Genomic DNA, 22,343 nt, shown 5'->3' on the forward strand with positions numbered 1-22,343 from the left:
TGGCAACCGATCCAGCATCACAGAGGGGACATCTAAATGAGCCGAAAGAGACCGACCGTCGCCGACCTGCGCGCCATGAAGGGCAAGCGCCAGCTGACCATGCTGCGCGTGCTCAACCTGGACGAGGCGGAGGCCGCCGAGCGGGCAGGGGTCGACATCGTCTCGGTGCCACCCGAACTGGTGCTCAACCCTCAATACCGCGATGCAGCACCCAGCCTGTTCACCATGCCGGGCGAGAATTTCTTCGAGATCGGCACGGCGGATGACTTCGTCCGCTGGGCCTTCAGGCTCTACAAGGCAAGTGCCGACGCGGTCTATTGCAGCGCCGGCTATGCCACCATCAAGCGGATGGCTGATGACGCTATCCCTGTCATCGGCCATGTCGGCCTCATTCCTTCCCGCGCGACCTGGACCGGCGGCTTCAAGGCGGTCGGCAAGACCGCCGAGACCGCCATCCAGGTGTTCGAGGCGGTGAAGCGGTTGGAGGCGGCCGGCGCCATCGGAGCCGAGATCGAAGTGGTGCCGGTCGAGGTGGCCAAGGCGATCTCGGAACGCACCTCGCTGATCATGCTGTCGATGGGGGCGGGCACCGGTTGTGACGCGCAATATCTGTTCGCCGACGACATTCTTGGCCAGAACCGGGGCCACATGCCCCGCCACTCCAAGGTCTATCGCAATTTCGCCGCCGAATATGACCGGCTGCAGGCGGAGCGGGTGGCGGCATTTTCCGAATACGTCGCCGACGTCAACAGCGGCGCCTATCCCGAGGACAGGCACATTGTGCACATGGACCCGGCCGAGCTACGCCTGTTCCTGGACAAGGTCGGCCGGGGTTAAGGTCCAATTCCCGCCGGCAAGCGCCGCATGGAGCGCTTCGGCCTCGACGCCGAGCGGCCGGTCTTCCCTGAGGGCAGGGACCAGCGAGCGCACCGCCGCATGGATCGCGTCCGTGCGCGGCGCCAGCGTCAACCCTTCGCGCAGGTCGACGGCCTGGGCGGCGGCCATCAGCTCGAAGGCGATCAGCCGCCGCCACAGCGCGATCATGGCGGCGCATTTCGAAACCGCCAGCGGCGTCTGCGTGGCATGGTCCTCGACGCCTTCCGACACGGGCAGGAAATCGAGCATCACCGGATTGGCCTTGTGGCGGATGCTGGCCAGGATCGATGTCGCCGTCTTCTGCAGCGGCACGAAGCCGGCCGAGGCGCCGCCGACCGGCGACAGATATTTCGGCAAGCCGTTGCGGCCCGGGCCGGTGAGCTGGATGAAGCGGGCCGCGCAGGCGGCCGCACTTTGCGCGATCGCCAGGCCAAGCGTCTCGAAGGCGAGCGAAAGCGCGGCGGTGTGGAAATTGCCGGTCGACAACACCAGTTCGTCGTCACCGAGCACCAGCGGGTTGTCGGCGGCGGCGTTGAGTTCGATCTCGACGGCACGCTTTGCCTGACCGATCGCCTCGATCAGCGCGCCATGGATCGACGGCATGCAGCGGATCGACAGCGGGTCCTGTATGGTGGTCGGGGCTGGTGCCTCGTCACGGGCGAGCAGATCGTGCAGCGCCTTGGCGGCTTCCTGCTGTCCGGCTGCGGGGCGGGCCATGTGCAGGCGCGGATCGAGGATGGTGCGGTTGGCGCCAAACCCTTCCATGGTCAGCGCGCCGGCGTGCTGCTGCTGGGCCAGCGCCGACAGCGCATCGGTCACTGCAAGCGCGCCGCTGCCGGCCGAAACCGCCGAGGCGTTGATCAGCGACAGTCCGTCCTTGGGCGCCAGGCTGATCGGCCCGAGACGCGCCATCATCAGCGCCTTGGCGGCCGGCATGCGACGGCCCTGATAGTCGGCCTCGCCTTCGCCGATCAGGAGACGGGCGAGTGCCGTCATCAGCACAAGGTCGCCGGCACCGATCGAGCCGAGCGACGGCATCATCGGATGGACACCGGCATTGAGTGCGTCGACCAGGGCGACAAACACGGCGGGCGAAAGGCCGGAGCCGCCGGTGGACAGCATCGCCACGCGGGCGACCATGGTTGCCCGCACGGCTTCGACCGGCAGCGCTTCGCCGACCGCGGCGCTGCGCCCTTCCAGCAACTGGCGCTGGAAGGCACTGGCATCACCCTGGACTGTCGTGCCGAGATTGGCGCCGAGCCCGGTGTTCAGGCCATAGATCTGCTGGCCGGAGGCGGCCGCCTGGTCGAGCACCTTTCGCGCTTTCTCCAGCCTGCCGATGACATCGGGTCCGATCTCTACCTTGCGCGTCTCGCGAGCGACGGTGGCGACATCGCCGACGCTGACACCAGTTCCGGTAAGGACGAACGCGCTCATGCGAAGCGCAGCCTCTGGCCGATGCCTTTTTCCCCTGCCTTGGCCAGCATCGCCTTGCCCAGCGCGATGTCTGAAAGCGAGAGGCCGCGATGCCAGAACAGGATGGTTTCGTCGTCGCTCTGGCGCCCGGGCTTGAGGCCGGCGGCGATCTGGCCGAGCTCGGCATGCAGCGTCGTCTCGCTCAGCCGGCCGGTTTCGACATGGGCGCGCAGCGAGCCGAACTTGCCGCCCTTGCACTGGCCCCAATCGTCGACGACCATCTTCTGCATGATATCGGTCAGCGACAGCTCGACCGCGCTCATCGTGCCGTAGGGCACGACCAGAGCGCCGGGCTTGATCCATTCGGTCTTGAGCAGCGGTTGCGGCTCAGGCAGGCGCGAAGCCTCGACGACGATGTCGGCGCCTTCGATACAACTCTTCCAGTCGGCCATGGCAATGACCTTCTTGCCGAGATCGGCTGAGAGCTTGGCGGCAAAGCCGTCGCGGCTCTCCGGGCGGCGCGAATGGACGCGGATTTCGTCAAAGTCGAAGAGATGATCGAGCAGGCGTACGTTCCAGTAGGCGGTGCCGCGTGCGCCGATATGGGCCAGCACCTTGGAATTCTTGCGCGCCAGATGTTTGGCGCCGATGGCGGTGACGGCGCCGGTGCGCATGTCGGTGATGACGGTGGCGTCGAGAATGGCGCGCGGCATACCGGTGCGCGGATCGAACAAATTGAGGATGCCGAATTCCGAGGGCAGGCCGTGCAGGTAGTTGTCGACGTAGTCGCCGACGATTTTCACACCCGCTGTATCGAGTGGCGCGACGTAGCCGCGCAAGACATTGAAATGGCCGTGGAAGGATGGATCCGGTTCGAGATGGACACGCGGTTCGATCACCGTCTGGCCCTTGCCCTGGGCGACAAGGCCGGCCTCGACGGCGGCAATGATTTCGCCATCGGTCATGGCAAGCGCATCGATGTCGAGGGCATTGAGGTAGTCGATATAGATCGCCTTCATGTCGATGCGTGCACTTTCCTCGATTGCCCCGCTCATCCCATAGCAGGCCACGGCGCGACACGAAAGTTTGTTGCGCTATCTATGGACGCAGCTTGCCAAATGCTGTTCAAACCGATCCGTCATGACTGCCATTCCCGACACTGAAGCCTTGTCCGAAACGGCCACGAATGCGCGGCGCGTGGCGCTGATCGTTGCCATCGCGTTCTTCATGCAACTGCTGGATTCGACGATCATCTCGACGTCGCTGCCGCAGATGGGGGCCTCCTTCGGTGTGCCGGCAGTGGCGATGAGCATCGGCATCACCATCTACATGCTGACCATGGCGGTGTTCGTGCCATTGTCGGGCTGGCTCGCCGACCGCTTCGGCGCGCGCAACATCTTCCTGGTGGCGATCGCGCTGTTCACTTTGGCATCGCTCGCCTGCGGCTTCTCGCAAAACCTGACCGAGTTTGTCGCCGCCCGCGCGGTGCAGGGGCTGGGCAGCGCGCTGATGACGCCGGTCGGGCGCATTCTCGTCCTGCGCAATGCGTCGAAATCCGAGCTGCTCAATGCCACGGCGCTGATCACCTGGCCGGCGCTGTTCGCGCCGGTGGTCGGGCCGGTGCTCGGCGGTTTCATCACCACCTATCTGTCCTGGCACTGGAATTTCTTCATCAACATACCGCTGGGCGCGATCGGGCTGGCGCTGGTCGCGCGCTTCATTCCCGGCGACCGCGAGGCCGACCCGAAGCCTTTGGACTGGCCGGGGTTTTTCCTGACCTCGTTCGGGCTCGCGCTGCTGCTCTACGGCCTCGAGCGCATCGCGCATCCCGAGGACGGCGTGCTGCCGACGGCGCTTTTGATCGCAGCGGGCATCGTCATCAGCTGGCTGGCGGCGCGGCATCTCCGGCGCGCGCCGCATCCGCTACTCGATCTCTCCTCGTTCAAGGTACTGACTTTCGCTATCTCGACGCTCGCCGCTGGCACCATTTTCCGGGTGGCAATCAACGCCACGCCATTCCTGCTGCCGCTTTTGTTCCAGGTCGGCTTCGGCCTCAGCCCCGTCGATGCCGGCATGATGATCCTGGCCTATTTCCTCGGCAATCTCGGCATGAAGACAGTGACGACGCCGACTTTGCGGCGTTTCGGCTTCCGATCGGTGATGGTCGTCAACGGCCTGATCGCATCGGCCTCGATCATGGCCTGCGGGGCGATTTCGCCGCAGACACCACAGGCACTGGTGGTGGCGCTGATGCTGGTCGCCGGCCTGTCGCGTTCGATGCAGTTCACGGCGCTCAACACGCTGGCCTTCGCCGATATCGAAGCGGCGCAGCGCAGTTCGGCGGCGACGCTGTCGTCCATGCTGCAGCAGGTGGCGATGCTGTTCGGCGTCGCGATTGCGGCCGCGATCCTCAATCTGTCGCAGATCGCCAGGGCACAGCCGGCGCTCGACCTCGTCGATTTCCGAATCGCCTTCCTGGCGATCGGCGTCATCGGGCTGGTGGCCGCGCTGCGATTTCTGGTGCTGCCGCCCGGCGCCGGCGCCGAGGTTTCCGGCCACACGCCGACGAACTGAAAATCGAATTTTTCCGCCCGGCGCGGAGATAAATTCCGTCTTGTCCTTTCGCCTTGATCCAGCACTTTCGCGAACAGCTGACACGGCGCAATCAATTGCCAAAAATGCAGGCTTTTCCATGCATTGCGCCAGCTTAGGCAATCGATGCGTCCACTCGGCGAATATCGACATGGGGCCTCGTTCCGGACGCGGATTCATTTGACGAACCAGCGCTGAGCCGATTAGCTTTTGTTTTCGGGATGGCAGCGCTGCCATCGGGGCGAATGCAGACATGAACACGACCGGCTGGCCGAACTTCAGGAGCCTGAATCAGGAAGGCATTGTCTTTGCCATAGCGGTGGTGCTGTTCGTTGTCGCGGCGATCGGCCTGCCGGGCTTCATCGATCCCAACAATCTCGTCGCCATCGTCCGCTCTGTATCGGTGCTGGGGATCCTCGCGCTCGGCATGGCGGTCGTTATCATCGGTCGCGGTATCGACCTCTCCGCGGTGGCGATCATGGCGATGTCGGTCGCCTGGTACCTGCAACTGCTCAACACCGGGACCTCGGACGGGCTGGCCTTCGCCTATGTGCTGGCCGGCGTGCTGGCGATCGGACTGCTCAATGGTTTTCTCGTCGCCTATGCCGATGTGCCGGCGATCTTCGTCACGCTGGCGACAGGCTCCTTCGTCTTTGGTTATGTGCGCTCGCAGCTGATCACGCAGGATGCCGTGCCGGTGCCGCAGGGCCATTGGGTCGAATTGCTGGGCGGCCTGCGCTTCCTCGACATTCCGATCGAGGTGTTCGTCTTCGCGGGGCTGGCCTTCCTGTTCTTCCTGTTCCTGCGCTACACCAAATGGGGCCGCTACATCTATTTCGCCGGCGACAATCCGGTGGCCGCGCGCAACATCGGCATTCCAGTGCGGCCGATGCTGGTGCTGCGCTACGTGCTGTCCGCATTCGTGGCGTTGATCGCCGGCCTGCTGACGGCGGCCAGCCTGCATTCGATCAACACCCGAATCGTCAATTCCACATTGCTCTACGACATCGTGCTGGTGGCGGTGATCGGCGGCATCGGCCTGTCCGGCGGACGGGGCGGGGTGCGCAATGTGTTGGTCGGTGCGGCGCTGATCGGGATCCTCTTGAACGCCATGACCATCATCGACATTCCGCTGCTCTACCAGAACCTGATCAAGGCGGCGATCCTGCTCGGCGCCATCATCGTCGACGGCATCATCAATCCACGTGACGAGCAGACCGCCCAGCAGGGCGACATTTAGGGGTACCCGGCGCGATCGCGACGATCGGCCGGCAATGAAAACCGAACAGAGGATGTGACGACATGAAACTGATCAGAACACTGATGGCCGCCGCCACGGCGCTTGCCGTTACCGCCTTCGTGGCGCCGACCTTTGCCGCCGAGGATCCGGGTCCGGCTGCCTATTCGCGGGCGCTCAAGGGCAAGCGCGTCATGCTGGTGCCGCTGGCGATGGGCTTCGATCTGGCGCAAGGCTGGTCGCACTATTTGAAAACCGAAGTCGAGGCCTGGGGCGGCGTGTTCGAAACGCGCGATCCGAACTGGGTCGTCGACGCCGGCGCGCAGGCGATCACCGACGCCATTTCGTCGGACACCAGGCCCGACGTGCTGATCATCCATGCCCCCGACCTCAACTCCTACTCCAAGCTGATGAAGAAGGCGCAGGCCGCCGGCACCTATGTAATTCTGGTCGACAATCCCGCCAACTTCCCGGCTGACGCCTTTGTCGGCAGCGACTGGGACCGGCTTGGCCAGCTCGAGGCCGAAGCGGCGATCAAGGGTTGCGGCGAAAATTCTTCCAAGAAGATCGGACTGGTGCAAGGCGACCAGGCGAACTCGTCGAGCCTCTATCAATATGCCGGGATCATGAAGGTGCTGGACAAGCATCCCGACTTCAAGGTGGTGGCCAAGCCCGACTCCAATTGGGACGCGACGACCTCGCGCAACGTGACGACGACGATGCTGCAGCAGAATCCGGACATCTGCTCGATCATCGATTTCTGGGATGGTGACGCCACCGGCGCTTCCGCCGCGATCCGCGACGCCAAGCTCGACGGCAAGGTGTTTTTGGTCACCACCGGCGGCGGCGAGAAGGCGGCCGATTGCGACAAGCTGGCCGACGGCACCTATGGTGCCGTGGTGATGACCGACCTTGCCCGCCAATCAGGTGACATGAACGCCATCATCAAGTTCCTGCTGCAGAGCGGCCAGCCGGCCGGCACCTCGCACACCTACATCTACACGCTGGAGAAGGCGACGACCAAGGCGGACCTGAAGCCCGACAGCTGCTGGGACCTGAAGGCGCTGCAGGCCGAAGCGGCGGCGAAGTAAGCCGATCCTTACAAACACCAGTCAGTGAGGTGGCCGGATTGCCCGGCCACCTCTTTCTCTTGCCGCAGTGAGCCGATGTCCTTTCGCGAACGCCTCCAGTCCTGGCGCTACAATCTCGTGCCCGACCATCTGATCGGCGAGATCCTGACCAAACGCTGGACCGACAACGCCATTCCGTTCCTGGCGCTGGCGGTGACATTGGCGGCCTTCGGCTCGATCATTCCGGGCTTCTTCAAGCTGACCTCGCTGCAGGAATCGACCCGCCAGCTCGGCGAGTTCTCGATGGTGGTGACCGGCATGACCGTGGTGATGCTGGGCGGCGGCATCGATCTGTCGGTCGGCTCGATCTTCGCGCTGTCGTGCTTCTCTGCCGTCTATGTCTTCTTCATCCTCGAACAGTCGATCTGGCTGGCGCTGGCCGCATCGCTCGCCACTGGCCTCGTCTTCGGCGCCATCAACGGCTATCTCGTCGGCTACCTGCGCCTGCGGGCCTTCCTCACCACGCTGGTCACCTTCATTTTCGGACGGGCGCTGTTCGACATCCTGGTCACCACTTACGCCGCCGACGTCCAGCTTTCGACGGCGACCTCGGATGTGCTGGATTTCATCGGCGACAGCACCTTCTGGGGGCTCTCCGTGTCGGTGTGGCTGGCCATCATCCTGGCCATCGTCACCCATATCGCGCTGACGCGCTCGCGGCCGGGCTGGCACGTGCTGGCGGTCGGCGGCAGCAGGCGCTCGGCGCACAATGCCGGCATCCGCGTGCGCCGCACCGTGTTCATGACCTATGTCTTCTCCGGTTTCTGTGCCTCGATCGGCGGTTTCCTCATCGCCTGCCGGTTGAGCGGGGCAGGGCCGGGCACCGGCCTCAATCTCGAGATCATGGCGCTGACGGCTGCGGTGGTCGGCGGCGTCAGCCTCGGCGGCGGGCGTGGTTCGGTGATCAAGGGCCTGATGGGCGCGATCATCGTCTTGACGATGACCAACGGTCTGATCCGGCTGGGCTACGGCACCGGCACCAACCAGATGGTGCTCGGCATCATGCTGGCGGTGGCGGTGACCATCGACATCCGCTGGCTGAAGAACCGGCACAAGGTGCTGAACGAAGTCTATGTCGCGCCGGTCTATCTCAAGATGGGCGAGACGCAGTCCGCAGCACCAGGCTCCGGCACGCCTTATGAACTCGACAACCGGCTGTCGGCGGCCGACCATATCGGGCTTGACGAGTTGGAAGGGCCGGAGGACGTCATCCTCGACCGCGACGACAATCTCTACTGCGGCACGCGTCATGGTGAGATCGTCCGCTTTTTCGCGCCCGATTACGTCAAGTCGGAAGTGTTTGCCCATATCGGCGGCTTTCCGCTCGGCCTCGCCTTCGACAAATCGGGCAATTTGATCAGTTGCGTCGGCGCAATGGGGCTCTATTCCGTCTCGCCGGACCGCGAGGTGAAACGCCTGTCGGCCGAGACATCGCGTTCGTGGACCTCGATCGTCGACGACGCGCGGCTGCGTGATCCCAACGACTGCGATATCGCACCTGACGGCCGCATCTATTTTACGGATTCGACGAAGCGATACGACGCCCATGACTGGGCGCTGGACTCGATCGAGAACCGCGCTACGGGGCGATTGCTGGTCTACGACCCGAAGGACGGGTCGACCAAGACGCTGCTCGACGGCTATCGCTATACCAACGGTGTGTGCATTGCGCATGACGGCAAGTCGTTGTTCTTCGCCGAAAGCTGGGCCTGTCGCGTGCATCGCTACTGGCTGGAGGGGCCGAAGGCCGGCACCGCCGAATGCCTCATTCGCGACATGCCTGGATATCCCGACAACATCAACCGCGCCTCGGACGGCAATTACTGGATGGCGTGGCTCGGCATGCGCACGCCGAGCTTCGACCTGTCGCTGCGCCATCCCGACATGCGCAAGCGCATGACCCGCCGGCTGCCGCAGGATGAATGGCTGTTTCCCAACATCAACACCGGCGGCGTGGTGAAATTCACGGAGAAGGGCAGCATCGTCGAGGCGATGGGCGACCTCACCGGCGGCGCGCATCCGATGGTCACTTCGATGCGCGAGCACAAGGGCTCTCTGTTCGTCGGCGGTATCCTCAACAACCGCATCGGCCGCTACAAGATTTCAGGCGCCGACCCGAACTGGACCAGCCCGGCTTCCTATTGGGGAGCAGCATCATGATCCTCGATCCGATCCTGGATATGTTTCGCGGCAAGGCGGTGACCATCCCGCCGCTGGATGGTGCCTTCCGGCCTAACACGCGGCTGGACGATGCGCCGGCCTTTGCCGAACTGACCGAGCCGGATAATCTTCTGGTCTCCGGTGACCGGCTTCTCGCCTCCAGTGGCAACGCCGTCTATTCGCTTGCCGCCGAAACCGAGCCCAAGGTGGTCGAGACCTTTGCGTCCCGCATCACGGCGTTGGCTCTATCGTCATCGGGTGAACTGACCGTCGGGCTGGAAAGCGGCAAGCTGCTGATTGGCGGTCAGGAGATTTCGCTGCCGGCCGGTGTCCGCTGCATCACCGCGCTTGCCTATGCAGAGGACGGCACGCTGTGGATGGCCAACGGCTCGCTCGACCATACGCCATCGCAATGGGCCGCCGATCTGATGAAGAAGGGCGCGTCCGGTTCGCTTTGGAAGCGAGACCCGGCCGGCGGGGACTTCCGCAAAGTGGCCGGCGATCTCGCTTTCCCCTACGGTCTCCATCCCGTCGGCGGGGACGTTCTGGTCAGCGAAAGCTGGCGCCATCAGCTCGTCCGCCTTGACGGCGCGACCGGCAGCCGCGCGACGGTACTGACGCATCTGCCTGGTTATCCTGCTCGCCTGTCGCCATCCGCGGATGGCGGGGCATGGCTGACACTGTTTGCGCCACGCAACCGGCTGATCGAGTTCGTGCTGCAGGAAACGCACTACCGGCAGGACATGATCGACCAGGTGCCGCCGGCATACTGGATCGCGCCGGCGCTGGCCTCCAGCCGCAGCTTCCTTGAGCCGCTGCAGTGCGGCGGCATCCGTACCATGGGCATCCACAAGCCGTGGTCGCCGAGCCGCTCCTACGGACTGGTGGTCAGGCTCGACCAGAGGATGCAGCCGCAGTTCAGTCTGCACAGCCGCGCCAATGGCACACGCCACGGCATCTGCAGCGTGGCGGAAAAAGATGGCCGGTTGTTCATAGCCTCCAGGGGCGGTGATTGTGTGCTGGCTGTCGACGCGGGAGGTTTCTGATGGAACCGATCGTTCGCCTGGAGAACGTCACCAAGAATTATCGCGGCGTGCCGGCGGTCAGACAAGTCAGCTTCGAACTGCGCAAGGGCGAGATCCACGCGCTGCTGGGCGAGAACGGCGCCGGCAAATCGACACTGACCAAGATCATCGCCGGCGTCGTCGATGCCACTTCGGGCAAGATGTTCCACAAGGGTCGGGAGATCGCCTACGCTTCGCCGCATGCCGCACTTGAAGCCGGCATTGCCATGGTGTTCCAGGAGACCAGCCTGGTGCCGTCGATGACAGTGGCGCAGAACCTCTATCTCGGTACTGAAAAATTCCTCAACCGGCTGCGCGGCACGTATATTTCAGCACAGCAATTCCTGCAGTCGCTGAATTTTCCGGTCGACCCGAATGCCATGGTGGCAACGCTTGGGGCGGCCAAGCGGCAGATGGTCGAGATCGCGCGCGCGGTGCACCACAATGCGGAGATCATCATCTTCGACGAGCCGACAGCGACGCTGACGCCGGAGGAGAAGCGGCACTTCTTCGCCCTGATCCGGCGGCTGAAGGCGAGTGGCGTGTCGATCGTCTTCATCAGCCATGCGCTGGAGGAGGCGCTTGCCATTGCCGACCGCATCACCATCCTGCGCGACGGCGAACTGGTCATCACCGACGACACATCCGCCTTCGACCGCGACAGAATTGTCGCCGCCATGGTCGGCCGCACCTTGTCGGGACAGATCTATCGTCAGCGCGACGAGACCAAGCTGCGCAAAGCCGGCAAGAAGGTGCTCTCGGTGCAGGACATCTCGATGAGCAATGTCGTGCGCAACAATTCCTTCTCGATCTTCGAGGGCCAGATAACCGGCGTATTCGGGCTGATCGGCTCCGGCCGCACGGAGACGTTCAAGATCGTCTCCGGCATCTACAAGCGCGATTTCCTGCGCGGCGGCACGATCGAACTGGACGACAGGCCGGTGCGCTATCTCGTGCCGAGCGAAGCCGTGGCCGACGGCATCGTCTACGTCACCGAGGACCGCAAGAGCGAAGGCATTTTCGAGACCATGGGCATCGCCGAGAACCTGTTTGGCGGCCTGCTGGCGGCAGGCCGCGAAAAGGCCTGGGTGATCAACCAGCAGGAGATGCGGCAGCTTTCGGCCGGATGGACGAAGACGCTGAACATCAAGACGATCAACGACAATGCGCGGGTGGTCGAGCTCTCCGGCGGCAACCAGCAGAAGGTGGTGATCGGCAAGGGACTGGTGCAGCAGCCGCGCATCGTCATCTTCGATGAGCCGACGCGCGGCGTTGACGTCGGCGCCATCGCCGAGATCCACCAGATCATCAACCGGCTGGCCGACGAGGGCCTCGCCGTGGTCGTCATCTCGTCCTACCTGCCGGAGATCATGAACCTGTCGGATCGGATTCTCGTGTGCCGGCAAGGCCGCATCGTCGAGGAGTTTTCGCCGGCGGAGGCGACGGAGGAGAAGATCATGTATGCGGCGGTGCATTAGGTGGCGGGCCAGGCGGATGATCGCACCGTTGGATCGAACACCGGAAATTAGCCGAGGCATCCGTCATTTCGTCATCCACCGGCGGAGCAAGGAGCGTGGCGACGCAGCGCAGACCCGAGGATCCATGCCGGGACTCGGAAGCGCTGCCACGGTGCGGAATTCTGCTCCGCTGCACACTTCGATAGACGTCACGGAATGGATCCTCGGGTCTCCGCGACGGAGCTTCGCTCCTGCTTCGCCCAAGGATGACGAAGGTGAAAGCTTCGGCCAATCGTCAAGATCGTGTTTCGATACGCACGAAAACTGAATCAGAAGAGCCGACTAGCCATCTTTGCTCATGACCTGATTCAAATCACACGAAAGGAAAATGCCATGGCCACCACTAAACTCCTGAGCGATGCCGAGGTCGAAAAAATCCCTGATGTGAAGGCCGTGTTCGACGACATCCGCGCGATACGGAAATCGGATTTCGTCAACAATTTCTGGCGCGGGCTGGCCAATGATCCCCCAGCGCTGAAGCGGATCTGGGAGCAGCTGAAAGTGGTGATGGTGGCGGACAGCGCCATCGATCCGCTGACCAAGGAGATGATCTACATCGCCGTCTCGACCGCCAATGGCTGTTCCTACTGCGTCCACTCGCACACCGCGGCGGCACGGGCCAAGGGCATGACCGACGCTCAGCATGGCGAACTGGTGTCGATCATCGGGCTCGCCGGCCAGACCAACCATCTGGTGACGGCGATGCAGATTCCGGTCGATCCGCAGTTCGAGGTGAAGTGAGGGGAAACACCCGCGCTACACCGGCCGGTACACCTTTTCCGCCGTGTTCCAGAAGATATCGGCCTCGGCGGCCGCGCCGTGTTTTGCCACTGCAGCGCGGTGCGCCTTGATCAGCTCGGCGTGGCTGGTCCAGAGCTTCTCGATCGGGAAATTCGAGCCGAACATCAGGTGGTCGGCACCCAAAATCTCGATTGCGTTGTCGACGATGTAGGCGATCAGGGCCGGGTCGTTGCGGTGGATGAAAGTGCCGAGGCCGGACAGCTTGGCATAGAAATTGGGGGCAGCCGACAGCGTGCGCAGGCCGGCTTTCCAGGCCTCTGTCGTCTCCGGGTCCATGCCGGTCAGCATGCCGGCATGGGTGAGGATGAAATTGGTTTGCGGATTTTCGCCGACCAGCGTCAGCCCGTCCTTCATCTGGGCGGGAAAAAGCTGCAGGTCGAAGGACAGGCCGTAGTCTTTAAGCCTGGCGACATTGGTGCGTACCTTGGGGTCGATGACCTGGTCGGCTGAGGTGGCGAAGCGGAAGGCCGGCGTCTCGTGCCAGTGCAGTTGCATGCGCACGCCGCGCAGCAATTTGTATTTCATCAGCCGATCGATCTGCGGCCTGACATCATCGACGGTCATGTCGGCATAGCCGACAATGGCGTGCGGCCAGTCGGTCTCGTCAGCTGTCTTCTGCAGGAAGGCGACCTCTTTCTCGAAGTCTTCCTTGGCCCAGTTGGTCTGGACATAAACGGCCTTCTCGACGCCGGAACCCTTTTGGTCGGCCAGGAATTCCTCGATCGGGTAATCCCGGCGGATCGGCTCGTAGGGTCCGAAGATGCGTGGCACCATTGGACCGACCAGCCAGGGCTGATCCTGCTGGCGCCAGATGTGGAAATGCGCGTCGATGGCTTTCTGCATCACGATACCCTTTTCCAGATGGCCTCGGCCGCCGGGGCGGGGCGGGCGAGCGACAGGATGAAATCGGTGAGGCCGGCGAGCGAGGAGCCGTCGACCAGATCGTCGAGGACCGGCAGGATGGCGCGGAGCGCCGCCGTCTCCGGCTGGAAGCGCGGGTCACCGGCCAAAGGTGTGGCGAGCGACAGCCGGAAGGCGCGGGCGCTCAGCCGGCGCATGGCTGTTTCCAGTTCGGCATGGTCGCCGCGCTCCAGCGCGTCGGAGAGGATGACGATCGCGGCACCGCGCGCGAAGGATGAGAAGCGCGGCACGGAGAGGAAGGCGAGCAGCGTCGGCCCCATGCGGGTGCCACCGTCCCAGTCGTCGACCTGGGCTGCCGCACGGGCCAGCGCCTGATCCCGATCGCGGATGCGCAATGCCGCGGTGATGGGGGTCAGCCGTGTGCCGAAGGTGAAGATTTCGGTGCGGTCAGCGCCCTGCACGGCGGCGTGTGCCAGCTTGAGATAGTCCGCTGTGTGAAGCTTCATCGAGCCGGAGACATCGATCAGCAGCAGCAGCTTGCGTGGTACGGTCTGCCGCCGGCGCAGCAGCGGCGAGGGGACATCGCCATCGGCACTGACGATTTCCCTGAGCGAGCGGCGCAAATCGAGCTTGCCGCGCGAATGGGTGCGCACGGTGCGGAAGGAGCGGCGGGCGGGCAGGGCGGCCGACAGTCTTCGGCGAAAGGCGGCCAGCCTGTCGTCGTCGCGTTGGAAATCGCGCGTGCTCAATTGCTCGAGCACCGAGGACAGCTCGCCGCCCTCTTCTTGCTGCTCTGCTTCGATCCGCTCGTCGTCGGCGCCGCCATCATCCTTGATGCGGGTTTTCTCGTCGGCATCGGCTTCGACCACCGCGGATGCATTGCCATAGAAATGGCTCTGGAAATGCGCCTCGAATTGGTCACGGCGGTCCGGCGGTGGCGCCAGCGTGGCAAGGGCGGCCTCGCGTATGTCGGCCATCGAGCGTGGGCCGAGCAGCGTCACCGCCTGCATGAAGCCGGAGACTTGCTCGGGTGCGATGGCGAAGCCGTGGCGGCGCAGCAGGCGGGCGAAGCCGAAGAGGGGCACGGCGGCGCGGGGCAGGCTTGTTGCCCGCATCATTCTGTGTCGCCCCCCTCTGTCCTGCCGGACATCTCCCCCTCAAGGGGGGAGATTGGCAGCTTTGATGCTTCGCTCAGCTTTGCGATGCTGGAGATTGGCGAAAGCCGCGATGGCGGCTGATCTCCCCCCTGGAGGGGGAGATGTCCGGCAGGACAGAGGGGGGCACTGTCCCGCCAGCGTTGCGGAATGAGGTCTCGGCTCACGCCAGCGCCTCCTCGACGATGCGGCCGAGCTCCGGTGCGATATAGGACAAATCCTCCTCGTCCTTGATCAGCACGCCGATGGCGCGGCGGAAGGCTTCCGGCCATGGGCTGCCACCTTTTTCGAGGATGGTGGCGGCATTGGCCCATTCGACCGCTTCGGCTATGCCCGGCGGCTTGGCCAGCGGCCGGGCACGGATGGTCTGCACGGCGGTCGCCACGGCGCGCGCCGTGCCTTCAGCGACATTGCCGGCACGCAGCATGATAATGGCGGCTTCGCGCTCGGCGTCGGGATAGCCGATCCAATGGTAGACGCAGCGCCGGCGCAGCGCTTCCGCCAATTCGCGGGTGCGGTTCGAGGTCAGGATGACGATCGGCTGAGCGGTGGCGCGGATGGTGCCGCGCTCGGGAATGCTGATCTGGAAGTCGGAGAGGAATTCCAGCAGCAGCGCTTCGAACTCATGATCGGAACGGTCGATCTCGTCGACCAGCAGCACGCGCTGGTCCGGTGCCTTCAGCACCTGCAGCAGCGGCCGCGCGATCAGGAAGCGATCGTCGTAGATGTCGATCTCATGCTCCCCGGCATGGCGGATGGCGAGCAGCTGGCGCTGGTAGTTCCACTCGTAGAGCGCGTGCGCGGCGTCGATGCCTTCATAGCATTGCAGCCGCACCAGATCACGGCCGAGCAGTTCGGCGATGGCTTTCGCCGCTTCCGTCTTGCCGACGCCCGGCGCGCCTTCGAGCAGCAGCGGTTTGCCCAGCCGGATCGCCAGGAAGATCGCGGTCGCAAGGCTGTCGTCGGCCAGATAGCGCGAGGCGGCGAGATGCTCGGCCACCGCCTCCGGCGAGGTCGCGACCGTTTCGGCGTTTGTCCCGGACATTTCGGGCCTCAGTTCGCCGCTTGCGCCTTGAGCGCGCGCAAGATGCGCTCCGGCGTGATCGGCAGCGTGTCGATGCGTACGCCGACGGCGTCGAAAACGGCATTGGCGACCGCCGGTATCTGCGGGTTGGCGCACATTTCGCCAGGCCCCTTGGCACCGTAAGGCCCGTCGGCCGAGGGCCGTTCCAGCACGATGATCTCGGTCTCGGCAAGGTCGCCGGGGCCTGGCATCAGATACTGGTTGAAGTCGGTACCGCCATGGTCGCGGTTGGGATAATAGGGCTCGGTCGTCTCGTAGAGCGCGTGGCTGATGCCCATCCATGAACCGCCGACGAGCTGCTGCTCGACCATTTTGGGGTTAAGCGCGCGGCCGATCTCGAACACGTTCTTCACCGTCAGCACGGTCACTTCGCCGGTTTCGTCGTCGACCTCGACCTCTGCCACCGTGCAGGCGTGCGCATAGCAGGTCGATGGCTTCATCGCGCCGGTCTCTTTCTCCGGATAGGAGCGCGGGATCAGGAACATGCCGCGGCCCGAGATCGAGCGGCCGCGCTTGAAATGCGCCGACAGGGCGACGTCGAAGATCGAGATCGATTTCTGCGGCGCGCCCTTGACCAGTATGTTGCCCTGGCCGTCGGTCTCGAGGTCCGACGCATTGACTTCCAGCTCTTCCGCCGCCACTTCCAGCATCACCTGGCGGGCTTCCTTGGCGGCCTGGATGACGGCATTGCCGGCGCGGTGGGTGCCGCGTGAGGCGAAGGTGCCCATGCAATGCGGGCCGGTGTCGGTGTCGGCGGTGTCGACGACGACACGGTCCGTCGGCACGCCGATGGTCTCGGCGCAGATCTGCGCCATGATCTGCTTCATGCCCTGGCCGAGATCGACTGATGACAAAGTCACCATGAAATTGCCGGTTGGTGTCGAATGGACCAGCGCCTGGGTCGGGTCGCCGCCAAGGTTCATGCCGGTGGGATAATTGATGGCGGCAACGCCGCGTCCGCGCCTGATCGCCATCTCAAGCTCCCTTCGCGTAGGAGGACATCGCCATGTATTTCTCCGCCACGGGCCAGTTGGCGGCGCGCGAGGCCTCCTGCATGCATTCGATCAGGGCCGCCCCCTCGGTCGGCTGTCGATGCGCCTTCATGTCGCCGTCGCGATAGGCGTTGATGAAGCGGAATTCGAGTGGGTCCATGCCGATCAGCCGCGCCAGCTTGTCCATCTGCACTTCCAGCGCGAAGTCGCCGATGGTGACGCCGAAGCCGCGCATGGCCGACGACGGCGTGCGGTTGGTGTAGACGCAGTAAGTGTCGATCCAGACATTGGGGACCGTGTAGGGGCCGGGATAGTGCCCCGCGCCCTTCTGGGCACCATAGGGCGAGTGACGCGAATAGGCACCTGCATCGGTGTAGCCGGTCACCTTGCGCGCGACGATGCGGCCGTCCTTCATGACGCCGTCCTTGATGACGACCTTTTCGGCGGCGCGGGGCGAGGAGATCTGCATCTCCTCCTCGCGGCTGTAGATAAAACAGACTGGTCGACCGGTTAATTTTGCGCCGAGGATGGCGATCGGCTCGACGATGACGTCGACCTTGCCGCCAAAGCCGCCGCCGACGGTGCCGCCGACGAAGTGCAGCTTGCTGCCTGGCATCTGCAGGATGATCGAGGTGTTGTCGAGGGTGAAGAACATCGCCTGTGTGTTGGTGTAGCAGGTGAAGCGGTCATTGCCCTCGGGTATCACCACGCAGCCGGTGGTCTCGGTCGGCGCATGCTCAATCGGCGAAGACTGGTAGCTCTGCTCCAGTATGTGGTCGGCGCCGGCAAAGCCGGCCTCGACATCGCCGAAACGCACCTTGCGGCACTCGCCGCTGTCGTAGAGATAATAGTTCTGGCCGTGATATTCGTTGACGATGGGCGCGCCGGGCTTCAGCGCTTCCTCCATGTCGAAGACGGCCGGCAGCACCTCGTAGTCGACCTTGACCGTGGCGGCGGCCTCTTGCGCGGCGCGCTCGGTCTCGGCCAGCACCGCCACCACGGCCTCGCCCTTCCAGCGCACCTTGCCGTCGGCCAGCACCGTCTCGTCCTCGGGCCCGATCTGGATCAGTATCAGGATGGTGTAGACGTTGTGGGGCACGTCCTTGGCGGTCAGCACCTTGACCACGCCCGGATGCTTTTCGGCCTCCGAAATGTCGATCGAGCGGATGCGGGCGTGGTGGTGCGGGCTGCGCACCATCTTCAGGTGCAGCATGCCGGGAAAATTACGGTCGGCGAAGTAGGCGGTCTTGCCGGTGACGTGGCCGGGCGAATCCGAGCGTGGCCTGGGCTGGCCGATCTCGTGCAGGTCGTCCTTGCGGACATCGGCGAAGTAGCTCTTGCGCAGTTCCATGCTTTTGGTCCCCTCAGAGCATGATGCCGAAAAGTGTGAAGCGGTTTTCGGACGACATCATGCTCTATCTCTTTGATTTAGAGCTGGATTCAGATTTCAGGTCGATTCGACCTGAAATCATCCGGCTCTAGGCGGCGTTCTGCGAATTGGCGCGCGCGGCGGTCAGCACCGCCTGGATGATCGGCTCGTAGCCGGTGCAGCGGCAGATGTTGCCCGACAGCGCCTCGATCACCTCATCGCGGCTGGGGTTGGGCGTGTGATCGAGCAGCACCTTGGCGGCCATGATCATGCCTGGCGTGCAGAAGCCGCATTGCGTGGCGAATGTGTCGAGGAACGCGCGCTGCAGCGGATGCAGCACGCCACCCTCGGCGAGGCCGGACGTGGTGGTGATGGCGGCGCCATCGCAGGTCTCGGCCAGAGTCAGGCAGGAGAGCCGGAGCTCGCCGTCGATGATGACGGTGCAGGCGCCGCAAGTGCCCTGATGGCAGCCGCCCTTCGGCGAGGTATCGCCGATCTTGTCGCGCAGGGCGTTGAGCAGCGTTGTGCCGCCTTCGATGAATTCGGCTTTTTCGGAGCCGTTGAGCGTGAATTGAACCGGGACTTTCGCCATGTTTCCTCCTTGCGCGCCTGCCCGAGCAATCGGACAGACGCGCGCCCCCCGACGGATGTTTAACCAAGCAATAGCCGGCCGAGATGGACCGGCAGGACTTCAGCGCGATACCAGGCACTGGCGATCGGATCGGTGATCGGCGAGATGCCTTCGCTTGCGGCAGCCAGCGCCGGGGCGATGCCGTCCTTGGTCAGGCTTCGGCCGAGCAGCGCCTTTTCCGCCGCCCTGGCGCGCATCGGGCGATCGGCCATGCAACCGAGCGCGATCCGTGCCGAGGAGACGGTGCCGTCGCGAGTCAGCTCCACAACGCCGGCGATGCTGAGCACGGAGACGCCCTTGGGCTTGATCCGCGACACTTTCAGGAAGCGGAAGCTGTCGGCAACTGGAAGCGCAAAGCTGACCGAGGTGACGATGATGCGGCTGTTGTCCCGCCCGGCCAGGAAGCTTTCGATGGGCAATTCGCCATCATCGGTGCCGACCGTGGCATCGAGCGCCAGCAAGGCAACCGCGAAATCGCCATAGGGTGAGGGCGCGAACAGATTGCCGCCGACGGTTGCCATGTTGCGGACCGCCGGACCACCGACGGCGCGCGCGGCCTTGGCGAGCGGGCCTAGTTCAGGGTGGCGGGCGATCGCCGCCATGGTCACGGAAGCGCCGATGCGGACCTTGCCGCCGGCGACCGCAATGGCCGACAGGGCCGGGTCGGTCGATCTGACAAGGCCGGAAACCGAGACGTCGCCTTCATTGGCCGCGCGGATAACCAGCGTGCCGCCGCCGAGATAGCGGGTGCCGGCCGCCTTCAGCGCCGCGTTCGCATCCTTTACCGTTGCAAAAGTCTGCAGTGCCAGCGCCATGGCCCGCTCCTTCAGTTCTGGCCGGCGAAATGGCTTTTCAGGGCGTTGAAGCCGCCCTGGAAGACATTGGTGCCCATGCCCTCGGCCAGCTTGTCGGCATCCTCGGGGGCGGCGTCGAAGCTGGCTGTCCATTCGGCATAGGTGCGGTCGCCGTCGGTGACGCGCCTGAGCTGCAGCGTTGCCTTGTGGTTGGTCAGCGGTTGCGGCGTTTCCAGGATGGAATAGCTGACGAGGAAATTGTCATCGGAGAAGTCGAGCAGTTTTTCGCGCAGGCGCGCGCCGCTGGCGAGTTGAAAGTTGCGCACGCAGCCGATCGTCGAGGCGTCCTTGCCGTCCTCGATATGGCTCTCGACCATGCGCGGATGCCAGCCCGGCAGGCCGTTGAAGTCGCGTATGCGCGCCCAGACCTTTTCGACCGGCGCGTCGATGACGCTGGAGATGGTGATTTTCGGCATATGATGTTCCCTTGCGAATGCGACAGCTGGGCAAGGGTAGGGCGGCCATTTCAAGCGCGCTTATCAATGCGTCTTGGGCGCGTATCAAGGAGTCTGAAAAACAGGCGTCGGGGCTCAGGCAGTTGCGCGCGCGGCCTCGCGGTAGAGCGTCGGCGGCACGCCGACATGGTCGCGGAAGAAGCGCGAGAAATTGCCCTGCGTGGTGAAGCCAAGGTTGCAGGCGACCGAAATCAGCGGCTCCTGCGACCACTGCAACTGCCGCACCGCTTCCTCCATGCGCAGCGTGTTCCAGTAGACATTAGGCGTCAAATTGGTCTGTTCCTTGAACAAAGCGAAGAAATGGGGCCGCGACAGGCCGACGCTGCGCGCCACGTCGTCGAAGGAGATGCGCTCGCAGACATTAGCCTTCATCAGCTGGATCGCCTTGCGGACGCGGAAATCCTGCATGGTGCTGATGCGGGCGCGCGCCTCCTGCGGCGCCGAGGCGTCGGCGGCATCGAGCACACTGTCGATGAAGCGCTCGATCTCGTAATTGGCGACGTCGTCGATGCTTTCATTGTCGGTCAGATGGTCGAGCAGGCTGGCGGCAGCCTGGTGCAACCAAGGTTCCAGCGTGATTGCCGCCTGCGAAAACAGCGGCGCGGAAGAGGGCAGGTCGCGGCGGCGGCGCGCCCAGTCGGGATCGATGTAGAAGGCGAGAAACAGACCGGGCGTCCCGTTGTGCGACAGGACATGGCTGTGCGGCTGGAAGGAATTGATGCCAGCGGCGGTGCATGGTCCAAGCCGGACGGTCTCGCGGCCGATGGTCATCTCGCCGGCGGTGCCTTCGAGCCAGATGATCAGATGGGCCTCGACATGGGCATGGGTGACGAAGTCGCTCGCGACATTCAGGACAGAAACATGTCCGAACCGGCCCCAGTAGAGCCTGATCGCTTCCGTCATGGGTATATCCTCCCGCAGGCGACTGGCCTCCCTTCGCCTGCATCCAGGATTGTGCGGCCGGTTGTCCGCCTCCGTCAAGCTATCGGTTGTTAGCCGATAGCCATGGCGGGCCGCTTCAGCCGATTTTCAGACTGAAGGATAGGAACCAGAACGAATAACGCTTCGCCCTTCTCACTTGTGGGAGAAGGGCGGTCCCTTGTGGGAGAAGGACGGGCGCTTGAGTTTCAGTCGCTGCGTCTGAAATTGCGGATGCGGTCGAACAGCACGGCCATCAGAATGGCGCCGCCGATGAACACGCCCTGCCAGAAGGCATTGATGCCGAGCAGGCCAAGGCTGTTGCGGATCACCTCGATGAGGGCCGCACCGACGATGGCGCCGAAGGCGGTGCCGACACCGCCGGCCAGATTGGCGCCGCCGATGACGGTGGCGGCGATCACCTGAAGCTCCATGCCGGTGCCGAGATTGGTGGTGACGGCGCCCAGCCAGCCGGTCTGGATGATGCCGGCAATGCCTGCCGAAAGCGCCGAGATCATGTAGACAGCGACCTTGATCTGCTTCACCGGGACGCCGGTCAGCGTTGCCGCATGCTCGTTGCCGCCAATGGCGAAGATGTGGCGGCCGAATTTGGTCCAGCGCAGGATGAAGCCGGTGATCAGCCCCAGCAGGATCATGTAGAGCACCGGATTGGCGATGCCGAACACCCAGGCGCCGCCGCCGAGTGCCAGAAGCTTGTCGTGGTCCGGCCCGAACTGGAAGACGACGGTGTTGTTGGAGGCGACCATGGCCAGGCTGCGGGCAATCGATAGCATGCCGAGCGTCACCACGAAGGGCGGAAAGCCGAGATAGGCGATCAAAATGCCGTTGAAGGCGCCGATGGCGAGCGCGGTGGCGATCGAAGCCAGGATGCCGACCTCGATCGAGTAGCCGGCATGCATGGTGACGGCCAGCACCATCGACGACAGGCACAGCACCGAGCCGACCGACAGGTCGATGCCCCCGGTGATGATGACGAAGGTCATGCCGAGCGCGATGATGGCGACAAAGGTGATGTTTCGGGTGATGTTGTAGAGGTTCTTCGATGTGGCGAAGGCGTCGGTTGCGAACGACAGGAAAATGCAGGCCAGGATGACGGCGATCACCACCCAAAAGGTCTGGGTGGAGAACAGCCGCGACAGGAAACTGTGCTGCTTCTGTGCGATCGTCTGGTCAAGGGTGACTGCCATTATCGACCTTTCCTGCCGGCTGCG

General features: G+C 64.0%; 20 protein-coding genes. 8 read left to right on the forward strand and 12 right to left on the reverse strand.

Annotated features, from left to right (window positions below):
- Window positions 1-36: 36 nt before the first annotated feature.
- The gene (locus AC0NIH_RS15780; protein ID WP_473465285.1) at window positions 37-837 is read left to right on the forward strand and encodes a 3-methyl-2-oxobutanoate hydroxymethyltransferase; all 801 of its coding nucleotides are present in this window, start codon (window positions 37-39) and stop codon (window positions 835-837) included.
- On the opposite strand, the gene AC0NIH_RS15785 is transcribed toward AC0NIH_RS15780, so the two are convergent.
- Together AC0NIH_RS15785 and AC0NIH_RS15790 are read right to left on the reverse strand one after the other, a co-directional pair.
- Window positions 802-2,313, reverse strand: a complete 1,512-nt coding sequence (locus AC0NIH_RS15785) for an HAL/PAL/TAL family ammonia-lyase (protein ID WP_473465282.1) — start codon at window positions 2,311-2,313, stop codon at window positions 802-804. The two genes, AC0NIH_RS15780 and AC0NIH_RS15785, sit on opposite strands and share 36 nt — an antisense overlap.
- Window positions 2,310-3,311, reverse strand: coding sequence for an ornithine cyclodeaminase family protein (locus tag AC0NIH_RS15790; RefSeq protein ID WP_473465671.1), 1,002 nt, complete (start codon window positions 3,309-3,311; stop codon window positions 2,310-2,312). Before AC0NIH_RS15790 ends, AC0NIH_RS15785 begins: the two co-directional genes overlap by 4 nt.
- Window positions 3,312-3,432: 121 nt before the next feature.
- On the opposite strand from AC0NIH_RS15790, the gene AC0NIH_RS15795 reads away from it, so the two are divergent.
- The 7 genes from AC0NIH_RS15795 (at window position 3,433) to AC0NIH_RS15825 (ending at window position 12,733) form a co-directional block, all read left to right on the forward strand.
- Complete coding sequence (locus AC0NIH_RS15795) at window positions 3,433-4,866, forward strand: DHA2 family efflux MFS transporter permease subunit (protein ID WP_473465278.1); 1,434 nt, start codon at window positions 3,433-3,435, stop codon at window positions 4,864-4,866.
- Window positions 4,867-5,137: 271 nt separating this feature from the next.
- Window positions 5,138-6,124, forward strand: a complete 987-nt coding sequence (locus AC0NIH_RS15800) for an ABC transporter permease (RefSeq protein ID WP_224685253.1) — start codon at window positions 5,138-5,140, stop codon at window positions 6,122-6,124.
- 62 nt (window positions 6,125-6,186) lie between these two features.
- Window positions 6,187-7,212 carry a sugar ABC transporter substrate-binding protein gene (locus tag AC0NIH_RS15805; RefSeq protein ID WP_473465275.1) on the forward strand — a complete coding sequence of 342 codons (1,026 nt, stop codon included), beginning with the start codon at window positions 6,187-6,189 and terminating at the stop codon, window positions 7,210-7,212.
- A 75-nt stretch (window positions 7,213-7,287) separates the two neighbouring features.
- Window positions 7,288-9,411, forward strand: coding sequence for an ABC transporter permease (locus tag AC0NIH_RS15810; protein ID WP_473465273.1), 2,124 nt, complete (start codon window positions 7,288-7,290; stop codon window positions 9,409-9,411).
- Window positions 9,408-10,457: an NHL repeat-containing protein gene (locus AC0NIH_RS15815; protein ID WP_473465270.1), complete on the forward strand. Its 1,050-nt coding sequence runs from the start codon at window positions 9,408-9,410 to the stop codon at window positions 10,455-10,457. The genes AC0NIH_RS15810 and AC0NIH_RS15815 overlap by 4 nt, the downstream gene beginning before the upstream one ends.
- Entirely contained in the window at window positions 10,457-11,953 is a 1,497-nt protein-coding gene (locus AC0NIH_RS15820; RefSeq protein WP_473465267.1) for a sugar ABC transporter ATP-binding protein, read from the forward strand. Before AC0NIH_RS15815 ends, AC0NIH_RS15820 begins: the two co-directional genes overlap by 1 nt.
- 372 nt (window positions 11,954-12,325) lie before the next feature.
- Complete coding sequence (locus AC0NIH_RS15825) at window positions 12,326-12,733, forward strand: carboxymuconolactone decarboxylase family protein (RefSeq protein WP_023779823.1); 408 nt, start codon at window positions 12,326-12,328, stop codon at window positions 12,731-12,733.
- Between the two features lie 15 nt (window positions 12,734-12,748).
- On the opposite strand, the gene AC0NIH_RS15830 is transcribed toward AC0NIH_RS15825, so the two are convergent.
- The 10 genes from AC0NIH_RS15830 to AC0NIH_RS15875 all read right to left on the reverse strand — a co-directional run bounded on the left by AC0NIH_RS15830 (window position 12,749) and on the right by AC0NIH_RS15875 (window position 22,319).
- Window positions 12,749-13,636, reverse strand: coding sequence for an amidohydrolase family protein (locus AC0NIH_RS15830; protein WP_473465669.1), 888 nt, complete (start codon window positions 13,634-13,636; stop codon window positions 12,749-12,751).
- A complete protein-coding gene (locus tag AC0NIH_RS15835; RefSeq protein WP_473465264.1) occupies window positions 13,636-14,772 on the reverse strand; it encodes a vWA domain-containing protein in 1,137 nt (378 codons plus the stop codon). The genes AC0NIH_RS15830 and AC0NIH_RS15835 overlap by 1 nt, the downstream gene beginning before the upstream one ends.
- Before the next feature lie 199 nt (window positions 14,773-14,971).
- Window positions 14,972-15,853, reverse strand: a complete 882-nt coding sequence (locus tag AC0NIH_RS15840) for an AAA family ATPase (RefSeq protein WP_473465261.1) — start codon at window positions 15,851-15,853, stop codon at window positions 14,972-14,974.
- A gap of 8 nt (window positions 15,854-15,861) precedes the next feature.
- The gene (locus tag AC0NIH_RS15845; RefSeq protein ID WP_023779827.1) at window positions 15,862-16,866 is read right to left on the reverse strand and encodes a xanthine dehydrogenase family protein molybdopterin-binding subunit; all 1,005 of its coding nucleotides are present in this window, start codon (window positions 16,864-16,866) and stop codon (window positions 15,862-15,864) included.
- A 1-nt stretch (window position 16,867) separates the two neighbouring features.
- Window positions 16,868-18,235, reverse strand: a complete 1,368-nt coding sequence (locus AC0NIH_RS15850; RefSeq protein WP_473465257.1) for a xanthine dehydrogenase family protein molybdopterin-binding subunit — start codon at window positions 18,233-18,235, stop codon at window positions 16,868-16,870.
- 127 nt (window positions 18,236-18,362) lie between these two features.
- Window positions 18,363-18,845, reverse strand: a complete 483-nt coding sequence (locus AC0NIH_RS15855) for a (2Fe-2S)-binding protein (RefSeq protein ID WP_473465255.1) — start codon at window positions 18,843-18,845, stop codon at window positions 18,363-18,365.
- A 59-nt stretch (window positions 18,846-18,904) separates the two neighbouring features.
- Window positions 18,905-19,699 (reverse strand): FAD binding domain-containing protein, encoded by a 795-nt coding sequence (locus AC0NIH_RS15860; RefSeq protein ID WP_473465252.1) that lies wholly within the window; start codon window positions 19,697-19,699, stop codon window positions 18,905-18,907.
- Window positions 19,700-19,710: 11 nt separating this feature from the next.
- Window positions 19,711-20,154 carry an SRPBCC family protein gene (locus AC0NIH_RS15865; RefSeq protein ID WP_023768275.1) on the reverse strand — a complete coding sequence of 148 codons (444 nt, stop codon included), beginning with the start codon at window positions 20,152-20,154 and terminating at the stop codon, window positions 19,711-19,713.
- Window positions 20,155-20,268: 114 nt separating this feature from the next.
- Entirely contained in the window at window positions 20,269-21,096 is an 828-nt protein-coding gene (locus AC0NIH_RS15870; RefSeq protein ID WP_023768274.1) for an AraC family transcriptional regulator, read from the reverse strand.
- A gap of 224 nt (window positions 21,097-21,320) precedes the next feature.
- Window positions 21,321-22,319, reverse strand: a complete 999-nt coding sequence (locus tag AC0NIH_RS15875; protein ID WP_023768273.1) for an ABC transporter permease — start codon at window positions 22,317-22,319, stop codon at window positions 21,321-21,323.
- Window positions 22,320-22,343: the final 24 nt, after the last annotated feature.

The sequence above is a fragment of the Mesorhizobium sp. WSM1386 genome (assembly GCF_055901595.1).

Excerpts from the sequence above, each read along its gene's own strand:
- AC0NIH_RS15790 (WP_473465671.1), bottom strand. The coding sequence starts at position 3,311 with ATGAAGGCGATCTATATCGACTACCTCAATGCCCTCGACATCGATGCG.
- AC0NIH_RS15845 (WP_023779827.1), bottom strand. The coding sequence starts at position 16,866 with ATGGCGATCAGGCGCGGACGCGGCGTTGCCGCCATCAATTATCCCACC.
- AC0NIH_RS15875 (WP_023768273.1), bottom strand. The coding sequence starts at position 22,319 with ATGGCAGTCACCCTTGACCAGACGATCGCACAGAAGCAGCACAGTTTC.
- AC0NIH_RS15830 (WP_473465669.1), bottom strand. The coding sequence starts at position 13,636 with ATGCAGAAAGCCATCGACGCGCATTTCCACATCTGGCGCCAGCAGGAT.
- AC0NIH_RS15870 (WP_023768274.1), bottom strand. The coding sequence starts at position 21,096 with ATGACGGAAGCGATCAGGCTCTACTGGGGCCGGTTCGGACATGTTTCT.
- AC0NIH_RS15825 (WP_023779823.1), top strand. The coding sequence starts at position 12,326 with ATGGCCACCACTAAACTCCTGAGCGATGCCGAGGTCGAAAAAATCCCT.
- AC0NIH_RS15785 (WP_473465282.1), bottom strand. The coding sequence starts at position 2,313 with ATGAGCGCGTTCGTCCTTACCGGAACTGGTGTCAGCGTCGGCGATGTC.
- AC0NIH_RS15850 (WP_473465257.1), bottom strand. The coding sequence starts at position 18,235 with ATGGAACTGCGCAAGAGCTACTTCGCCGATGTCCGCAAGGACGACCTG.
- AC0NIH_RS15795 (WP_473465278.1), top strand. The coding sequence starts at position 3,433 with ATGACTGCCATTCCCGACACTGAAGCCTTGTCCGAAACGGCCACGAAT.
- AC0NIH_RS15860 (WP_473465252.1), bottom strand. The coding sequence starts at position 19,699 with ATGGCGCTGGCACTGCAGACTTTTGCAACGGTAAAGGATGCGAACGCG.
- AC0NIH_RS15820 (WP_473465267.1), top strand. The coding sequence starts at position 10,457 with ATGGAACCGATCGTTCGCCTGGAGAACGTCACCAAGAATTATCGCGGC.
- AC0NIH_RS15835 (WP_473465264.1), bottom strand. The coding sequence starts at position 14,772 with ATGATGCGGGCAACAAGCCTGCCCCGCGCCGCCGTGCCCCTCTTCGGC.
- AC0NIH_RS15805 (WP_473465275.1), top strand. The coding sequence starts at position 6,187 with ATGAAACTGATCAGAACACTGATGGCCGCCGCCACGGCGCTTGCCGTT.
- AC0NIH_RS15855 (WP_473465255.1), bottom strand. The coding sequence starts at position 18,845 with ATGGCGAAAGTCCCGGTTCAATTCACGCTCAACGGCTCCGAAAAAGCC.
- AC0NIH_RS15865 (WP_023768275.1), bottom strand. The coding sequence starts at position 20,154 with ATGCCGAAAATCACCATCTCCAGCGTCATCGACGCGCCGGTCGAAAAG.
- AC0NIH_RS15800 (WP_224685253.1), top strand. The coding sequence starts at position 5,138 with ATGAACACGACCGGCTGGCCGAACTTCAGGAGCCTGAATCAGGAAGGC.
- AC0NIH_RS15780 (WP_473465285.1), top strand. The coding sequence starts at position 37 with ATGAGCCGAAAGAGACCGACCGTCGCCGACCTGCGCGCCATGAAGGGC.
- AC0NIH_RS15815 (WP_473465270.1), top strand. The coding sequence starts at position 9,408 with ATGATCCTCGATCCGATCCTGGATATGTTTCGCGGCAAGGCGGTGACC.
- AC0NIH_RS15840 (WP_473465261.1), bottom strand. The coding sequence starts at position 15,853 with ATGTCCGGGACAAACGCCGAAACGGTCGCGACCTCGCCGGAGGCGGTG.
- AC0NIH_RS15810 (WP_473465273.1), top strand. The coding sequence starts at position 7,288 with ATGTCCTTTCGCGAACGCCTCCAGTCCTGGCGCTACAATCTCGTGCCC.